Here is a 7,695-nt window from a genome sequence, read left to right as displayed (position 1 = left end):
CAGGACTGGGTATGCCTGAAACTCAGTATATTGCTTAAGAACCGAACAACTTTAGGCTGCCATGTCTTCCAACCGAATTAAGCAACAAAGCCACGCGGAGAGTGGGTCGCCACGTCTTCCTTTTCGCGACGTGCACCATTAACTGAATCTCAACTTCGCACTTACCCCGCATTAAGAGATCGTATAAACACCGTGATGCAATCTCCTGCGCAAAAGATCGTTAAGGCCAACTACCAAACTGTCACCGATGATGTCGTGTTACCACGAAACATCACCTATACGCCAGTCAACCCGAAACCGGATAACAAAATTGTGGTCGAGTTTGCTGGACAGTGGCCGGGCAACGCCGCTTCATTGATGCTGGGTAAAACGGAAACGCAAGGCGAAAAGGTGACTAAGCCTCGTTCTGATAACCACAACAAGCACCGTAGCCTCGCGGTATTTAAAGATCTGGAAATCGAACCGCGCAACCTGTACATGACCATGCCGATGAAAGGCATGAAAGACCCTTTGAAACTACTGCTCGCGGAAAACATTGCACCGGTAAGTAGCGATGAAGACATGGCTGAATGGGAAAACGTGCTCGTGCCAGTTGTTCCTATGTATTTTACGACACCAGAGCAAACTGGCGAATCTGCGTCTCTCTACGAGTCAGGTTATCTGTATATTATTTGGAACAACAAAGTGTGGCGAGAGATAGCGATTGACGCCTCTGGCTATTATTCAGATATAGACCTCAACCATGAGCGTAATAAACCCGAAAACGTTGTTCTACCGACACGCCATGCAGATATTTGTCTTATCGACGCTGAAACCCTTGCTCGATATGTGTCCGAGCCTTTCGCACTGATTCAAAATGGGGAAACGGTGTGTGAGGGAGTGCTTAACGAACAAGGTGAAAGGCGCGTGTTCAACCTTACGGAAGAGAGCGTTGATGTCGTATTGACCGATTATGAAGAGCCACTGGTCTTTCAGGTTGAAACACATCCTAGTCCGTTCAAAGGTGGCAAGACTGCATCGAGAGTAGCGAATGGCATGCCAATGCCACATGTTTGGCTTCCGCACAAAATCAATGGTGAAGACCAAACGCTCTTTATGTTTTTCAGTGAAGACCCGCTTTCAAATGTTGAGCTGATAAAACTGGAAGAAAACCCTTCAACGGTTGCGACTGAAATTACCGGCATGCAGGAATATAGCAATAACAAGGCGTTTTCTGCAGGCGCAACCACGATCCGATCACTCGTAGTACCTGTGATAGACGAAGAAAATAGTGCTAACTATCATGTGCTTACAAACCAAATTGAAACCAATATCGCGGGGGCATATCTGAATCGACCTGCAGCAAGCCTTTTGTTTACTTATCCCGGATGTCGAGAAAATGACGAGTCTGATGATTACTTCGAACTTCGTGAAAGCGAAGGAGAATGGTGCCAGCGTGTCTATCTTCGTGAGTGCGGCATCAATGATGACAACAACAGAGAAGTTCGTTTTTGGGGTTGGCCTTCCAAGGTGGAAAGCGTCGACCTCGTTCGAGGTTATCTTGGGCAAAAAAGGTATGCCCGTGTAAATGAAACCCACATATTGAGAAATGCGCAGCTCACCGACCTATTGGTTGGCAAGAGTGCTGCAGAGACAGCTTAATACCCTATTTGGAATAAGATCTGATACTGCGGAGGCAACTTCGCAGTGACGACAACGTTAGTGAACGAGAATCAAAATGAAACGACGTCCGTTATTTGGCCTTTTAGCCTTCGTCATGTTGGCTGGATGCAACAATGATAACCCGCCTTCATCACAAGATGTGGAAGCGGCCAAACCTGAACAAGTACAAGAACAGGTGCAGAAAAAGCCGCTGACTGTAGAAGAACGTATTGCCGAGAAGAATGCGCGAGAGTGGCCTGATGGTCGCGTTTACATCACTGAAAACAACTACGTGATTTACGATGAGAAAAACGGTCGCCCGCGTCACTTTATTACCAAAACAAAAGAGTGGCCGAGAGAAGATCTGAGCAATGCTGCATCTTACGATTTGCCTCGCTTAGTGTTCCGTTGGGATAACGGAGACGGTGATGCGGAAGATTTCTATGATCGTAAAGACAAAGTCTGGAGCATCAAAACAGACGGTACAGATTTGCGCGTCGTTGCTGACGAGTTCGTTGGCGCAATTAGGCTAATGCGCATATCGCCCAATAATCGTTACTTGGCGTTGGCGTATTCTAAAAACGAAGGGATGTTTAAAGTTATTAAAGATCTCAAAACGGGCGAATATACAGAGCTAGGTCGTTCTCGCGGTTATCCTGAATTTCTTTGGGCGGAAGACAGCAGCTATCTTTATTTTACCGATAAGTTTGAGGATTGGAAGTATACGCTGGCCAGTAAGAAAACTGAGCAGGTAGAGACGCAATTTAATGAACATTCCGTGATCTTTAGTGGCCAACGTTTTGTTTTCAATGAGTTCGGAGTGGCAGTATATGACGAGAAATTAGACAAGTTTCTCTATAGCACGGGAATCGATGTTGATGAGGATCGATTAAGTGACTTTGAAATGCACAAAAGAGCGATTGATCCTACGGGCTCCTACGCTTGGGGACAATCAAACTACCATCGTTATCTAATTGATGTGAAAAATGGTACGTATCTTTCAGAGAGTGCTGAGAGAAATAAGATAGGAGAGTTGAGTTCTCTAGAGGTTCTTAGTGCAAATGCTAAATATGCTAGGACAGCTGGTGGTGCACAGGTTGTATTACTAGAGCTTGATGACAATCGAAAAATAAAGAACCATTCGATTTGGAGACAAATTGGTACAGGTCACAGTGCCGGAGAGTCTTCGCTTTACAATGCATTTGCGAACGATGGCAACTTTGTCGGAGAAGCAGGTAATGACTAAATCGAATTGTTTGCACTCTCACTATTATCTTTTCGGCATGTATTTCCCCAGCAAATTGAATGCTGAGACTAAACAAAAGGAATTTCCTCCTTGGCACCTTTCAGAAAGTCTAAAAGATGATGACAAGATAAAAAATGTCCGCCCACTTGCCGCGATCCCGATGATCAATGTCACGGACCCAGACAACCCTGAACTTTGGGCAACAAACAGCGACTTTCATATTTGTAAGCTGGATAACACCAAACCAGAAAACGCCGCAGAAGATGGCACACATCCGGTTTTGTATCACAGCGAACCTCTACATGCATTGGGAGAGCCTCTTCCTGGTAATTGTGTTGGGAATAAAGAATTTACTTTTCGTTTCCCGCCACTGCCACTGCTTGCGTCGTTAGCGCGAAAAAATTTGGATAATGCAGATTTAGTTAAAGAAATCATCGAGCTCAGCAATAGTGTAGAAAACCATCAGAGCCAATTGACGTTGACAGAAATTAGCCTGAGTCAATTAGCTAAGCCCAAAGAAGCGGATACTAATGGCAAGTTAAGTGGTGAAGAGCAAGCCTACAAAGATTGGCACGACAAAGTCGTGGCAGACAAAGACAAAAAACCGCTAAAAGGTTTTGTTGTTCCTATCGTTTCATCGTGTGCTGTCGTGTTTTCACACAAAGATTACCGAAACGCATCCGTCGAACTGTTCAAATTTGAAGTCGAAGAAGATGAAAATGGGGCATCTGGGAAATACGCCCTGATCGGGGAGTCTGTGCAAGTCGCGCTTCCCGATGCTATAGACGAAGAAACAGATCAACATTTCCCTTGTGCGTTATTCCATCTTGATCCTGCCGAATTTGAAGAAGGGCTTTACAGTATTCGCGTCACCTTCGATCCGTCAAAGATGGATGTGATTCCCGATTTCGTAAAAAAGGCAAATATCAAAGAGATAGAAATCGACTTCTTAACGGGCTACCAATACGAACTGCGGGAGATGATCCGTTTTGCGCCACATACTCCGCTCGGAAAAATTGCCATTGTTAGCGGGGATATGATCTCGCTCGAAGAGTCCTTAGTGTACCAATTCCCACAGTACCTTGGGAAAATGCAAAGCTATTTAACGGGCGATGTCGATTCTAAAAACATTTCAAGTGGCCCGTTAAAAAGTCTCACCATGTTAAAAGGCATTCGTGATGCAACGATCCAATTGGGTGGTGGCCTTCTGAGTGGTGGTATTCAACACCAAATGTCTCAAGAAGGGCGTATGGCTGTGTTTAACAATATCTCAAAGCTCTATTGGGATAGTGTTAAAAATGAAATGCCTGAACCGATGAAAGCCGCCGGTGAGCTCTACTATGGCGTGTTCAGCACCAAGGCTGCATTTGATGCTCTCACCCAGCTTAATGATCCAAGCCTTGATAACTATGCGAAAAACCTTGGTTGGCAGGCGTTAGTTCGAAACAAGTTCATTGATACGAACAAACTTGATGAGCAAGTACAGCGCTTTTTTGTTGATACCATTAACCGAAACTACACTGCATTATCGGGTAGGGTGGCCAGCAGTTGGTTTGAGGGGATGTCCAGTTTTACAGGGCTCGGGGTCAACGTCGTAAGTACGGGCAGTAACGTTTTGAAAGTCTATCAGGGCTTTAAACAAGTTGATGATATGCAGGAAAAGGCCAAATCTGCTAACAAGACTGTGGGTGACGTTGCTTTTGACTATTTGGATAAAATCCCGGTTTGGGATGAAACCAGAAAAGAGCAGGGGGAGGCCATTTCTAAAGCACTAGCGATAGTGCCTAAGTCAGGTAAGGCAGATTACATTGATAACGAAAAAGGGTCAGGGATCAAAATTGTCTTTGAGTTCAACTCTGTCAGTGATGAATTAACGGGAATAAAGCCTGCGATTGAGGCGTTAGAAAAAGCACTTGAGAAAGAAAAAGCACTGCGCATCGAAATTGAAGGGCATGCGTGCCAAGTCGATACACCAGAAGTTAATCTTGAAGTATCTAAGAGGCGTGCCGAGAATGCGCGGGACTTATTTTCAGAATCACTTCATCCAAGAATTTCTATCGCTGCGTTTGGTGAATTTCAACCCCTATACGTGCCGAAGAACCCAGAGGCGCTCAATCGAAGCAATGAAGAACTAAAGCAAAACAGGCGTGTGGAAATACGGATCTACATTCCTTCTTTAGACATCGTTTTTCATCCAAGCCGCTATGGGTCACAATCCATGGAACGAGCGCGACTTGCGCTTGAAAAAGCCATGTCAGATGAAGACAAAGCAATTAAAGAGTTGAGCATTGCTATTTTCGAAGGCGTGGTCGATGTTGCAACCTATATTCCCGCCGTTGCTTTGCCTGCGAGAGGTCTTTTGTTCCTAAAAGAAGGTGCAACAGTGTCTGTCTCCGCGTTAAAAATGCTGGACTCTGCTTTCTTGGATTACCATTTTTCGGAGTTGCAAAAGCGCACTGATAAGGTGAAAGAAATCCGACGCCTTTCAAGGCTCCACATCGAGCTACTCAAAGAGCTCCGCAACACAGATGTCGTGCTTGAAAAAGAGGTGGCTAGCTATCAGGAGCTTGTGGCATTTCTTGATAAAGACGAGACGCGCAAAGAGTTGCTCAAGCGTTATCAACTTCGCGCACTTGCATTCAATGGCCTTGTTTTACTACTTGCGTGGCTGGGTCAGAAGGTTACGTCACGACGAAGCACCAACTTTTCCGCACTGGTCAAGGAATACAAAGTCCAAGAGTACATAGATCGATACATCGCGAGAGATGATTGGTCCGTCGCCACGATTGCGGGCAATACGATGGCCGAGAACTGGATCAATGACGTGTCCATGGAGCAATATCGTGACCTAAGTTCAAAATCTATTTATTGGCCAGCACCAACTCCTACGCTGTTGGGAAAACCCTCCAACAGTCCCTACCAATTTAAAGCCAGTGGTGAAGTTTCTGGTCAGTTTAATCGGGTGTTCCCCGTCCAAACGAATCTTTATGACCAAGATGAGGATGAGTTATTTGAGGAGTTTTCCAATAACTTCAACATTCAGCAGTACCCAATAACCGAACAAGAAATCGGATTTTGTCGAGTGCTCATTCAAAAAGCGGGTGCCGGAAAGTGGTTTTCTTATGCAGATTGGATAAAACCGAATAAATCAAATCGCTTGGGACCTTACGACAGAGTCAAGATCCAGTTGGTTTTGCGCGAAGATTATCAGACCGTCGTGCCTGTCACTCTCCGTTATGACCGAGTGGATGGTTTGGACATTGAAGGACCTGCTTTTAGTGCTCTGCTGCTCCCGATGAAAGCGGAAGACTTTACCAATGATATAAAGGGAGAGTTGGCAAAGTACTATGAGCGCACGGTCACAAATGAAGAGAAAACGCTGACAGCCATCGAATTTGAGCCGAGCTATTGTTTCGGGAAACTCAAAATTAAGGGATTAAAACCTATTACCTCTGAAGGGCGCCTGTTCTGGTCGGAGAGAAAATATGAGCTGGCTTTAGTGGGCAGTGCGAGAGGTGGGTTTGTAGCAACGGAAGGGATGACACCAACATTTGAAAAGGATAAGTTTGCTCGTTACCAGCAATTTGGCGGCTTCCGTGATATGCGGTATAGCTTCATTCTGAAAGCGACGGAAAGTGATAAAGATCTGACGTTACCTATAGAGTATGTGCATGAGAGTACGAGCAAAATCGCATTCCGGGATCTTCAAAATGAATTGATTGTTGGTGTCCATGGTGAAAACTCGCAAGAAATAACACTTGATATGGGCTTAGGCGGTAAAAAAACGTTGCTCAGAGAAAAAGATGTGCTTGTTGAGAGTTTCACTTTGCACAGCAACGAAGCGACGATGAATACAACGCCTGTTATTGACGAAATTAAATATCAATTCGCGGCTATCGAAACGGAAAGTACGGGGCTGGTTTTCTTCGGTGGTGACTCCTTAATCAATGGGCCTGACGTTGCTCTGTGGCGAAAAGGCTTCCGATGGGGCAAAGAAGGTGTAGGAGAAAAGACGAGTATTTACATGTTGCTTGTCGGGCAGGATTTCAATCAAGAGATGTATGAAACTGCTGATTTAAACTGGAAGTCCGTCGATATGAGCATGCAGTTGGCGGTGAATGGTGGAAAGGGTAAGCAGCTCGGTCCAACTTACTTCACATCGATGAAGCATGTTGGGGCGTTCAGTTACCTTGAAAAGCCAAAGGATAAAGCGTCTAAAAATTCTGATAATAAGGACAATGCAACTGAAAAAACGTGGTGCATTGAGGAGCATATAAATTTTGTCGACGCTAAAAAGGACAACAAGAAGTTAGCGGATTTTGTCACTAAAGCCATCAGTAAGATATCCCACAAGAATGACTTGTCGAAAACCAAAGTGTACACAGTGTATGCGATGAAGTTTGACTTAAAGTACGTTGCGCCAACAGGACGTGCTGTCAATGGTTTACGTCCATTTGGAAAGGTTATCGACGAGAAGTTTGAGCTTTCAATTGGTCAACTAAACCAAGTCGATATGAAGTATACAGGTGGGTATGATAAAAAACGCGACCTTGTTATAGATATCCCTCGTCTGTCGGATGATGCTGCGTTAGCTGATAAGTACTATGCGGATAAGCCATGGGTTGAAGACTCCGTAGATGTCACCGCAAACAATATTGACAAGAGCTGTGCTGAAGCTTGGAACAAGTCGGACTTCAATGAGCGCATGCGATGGATTAAAGACTGGATTGAAAAACAACCGACGGTAGTTGAAGCACCTAATCCGCTTAAAGCGACATTGGACAAATAATAAAAAAACCGCCATCGGC

At 44.9% G+C, this 7,695-nt stretch carries 3 protein-coding genes; all 3 read left to right on the top strand.

Going from position 1 to position 7,695, the window contains the following annotated elements; all coding sequences use genetic code 11:
• Positions 1-192: 192 nt before the first annotated feature.
• Positions 193-1,641 (top strand): hypothetical protein, encoded by a 1,449-nt coding sequence (locus tag B5D35_RS17075; protein ID WP_139367796.1) that lies wholly within the window; start codon positions 193-195, stop codon positions 1,639-1,641.
• A 76-nt stretch (positions 1,642-1,717) separates the two neighbouring features.
• Entirely contained in the window at positions 1,718-2,887 is a 1,170-nt protein-coding gene (locus B5D35_RS17070; RefSeq protein ID WP_078753742.1) for a Tricorn protease domain-containing protein, read from the top strand.
• On the top strand, positions 2,880-7,676 hold the full coding sequence (locus B5D35_RS17065; RefSeq protein WP_170915212.1) for an OmpA family protein: 4,797 nt from the start codon (positions 2,880-2,882) through the stop codon (positions 7,674-7,676). Before B5D35_RS17070 ends, B5D35_RS17065 begins: the two co-directional genes overlap by 8 nt.
• The last annotated feature ends 19 nt before the right edge of the window (positions 7,677-7,695 follow it).

The sequence above is a fragment of the Enterovibrio nigricans DSM 22720 genome (assembly GCF_900167155.1).
GTDB classification, from domain to species: Bacteria; Pseudomonadota; Gammaproteobacteria; order Enterobacterales; family Vibrionaceae; genus Enterovibrio; species Enterovibrio nigricans.
The sequence above is the reverse complement of the archived record's forward strand: the minus strand, read 5'-3'. Positions and strand labels throughout refer to the sequence as shown.